Annotated in this window: 1 protein-coding gene; it reads right to left on the minus strand. The window is 34.6% G+C overall.

The genetic code is table 11. The features are described 5' to 3' along the window. Window positions 1–843 precede the first annotated feature (843 nt). A complete protein-coding gene (locus H4J56_RS19360; protein WP_182259823.1) occupies window positions 844–1,194 on the minus strand; it encodes a hypothetical protein in 351 nt (116 codons plus the stop codon). Window positions 1,195–1,342: the final 148 nt, after the last annotated feature.

A 1,342-nucleotide genomic window follows, 5' to 3' on the forward strand; every position in this document is an offset into this window, starting at 1 on the left:
AATTGAATAGCGTTAACTTTGAAGTCGTTTGAATACTTCCAAGTTCGTCTTGGATTATTGTACTTGGGCATAAGACACCTCATCTTTAGTTAGATTTTGGTGTCCGTTTTATCGGGGGAAGATCAAGATCATTGTCCCACTTGAATAGCTTGTTATGTAATTGGTTATTATGAAATTTACAATAACAAACAACACAAGAAGTTAACAGATTAACGGAAGAAATAAAATACACCCACCGCCTAAACAACACCAAACATTAACTTTGAGCCAACCTAAAAAAACTCAATTGATTTACCCACCTTTACTTGGTGAAAACTCGAAGCGACAAATACTAAAACAATCTGAAACCACCGAACTTATAACAAGAATTTACTTTAAAACTTGGCGGTACATAACGCCCTGTTAAGGGGAAAATTGTAGTTGGCTAAAATGTGAAGCGAAGCGGAACCAGCCAACTGTAATTTGTCCCACTTAAACAGCTTGTTATAAGTATTATGCGCCTTGCTTATCTCTGACTTTCTTAAGAACAAACAATACAATTATATATACAAGGAAAATAGCTAAACTTAAAACCCATGTATACGTTGGTTTAACAAAGCCACTGAAAGTCCATCCTTGAATGAAATAGCTAACGATACTTTCATAATTTTCAGCACCGTTAATTATTACATATGAAATAAGCCAACATATTAAATAAGAAACTGTAATGTAGATAACTTTATTCAAATCATACTCATAAATTTAAATACTTATAACGCCCCACTAAGAGGCAAATAATAGTTGGTTATAATAGAGAGCGAAGCGAACAAAACCAACTGTTATTTGTCCTGCTTGAGTGGCTTGTTATGTTGCAGCTTGCCCGCTACCTTCGAGTACAGGGCTATAAATACCCCAAATAGCAAACACTACTAATAATATTGACAAAACACCAAGCCAAATAAGCACCGACATAGATTTACTACTTTTACATTTGCTCACTTTAAACAAAATTAAAGCAGAGATTAAACCTAAAACGCCCCAGTAACGATAAGTACCAATTAATAAAGATGTTTGAAATGGTAGCTCCGATTCAAACGAATCAAATACATTTTCAAATTCTTTAATAAAGATAAAGGCTCCATACGCAAACAAGCCAAAATAAAGTGTTGAAGCTGTAGCGGCTAATATTTGAAAGTTACTCTTAATCTGATTCATGAACTGCATCTCCTTTTGCAACATAACAATTAAGCATTTATCTCTTGTTGAAGCATGAGAGATAAATGTCCTGTTGGACTGAGCCGCTAGGCACCGTCTATATGGTTTTTGTTTATTGAGTCATTTCAGTGACAGGAAGGGGTTTAAC

It is taken from the genome of Colwellia sp. BRX8-4 (assembly GCF_014077345.1).
GTDB lineage: Bacteria > Pseudomonadota > Gammaproteobacteria > Enterobacterales > Alteromonadaceae > Colwellia_A.

Coding starts and splice junctions, on each gene's coding strand:
- H4J56_RS19360 (WP_182259823.1), bottom strand. CDS start 1,194: ATGAATCAGATTAAGAGTAACTTTCAAATATTAGCCGCTACAGCTTCA.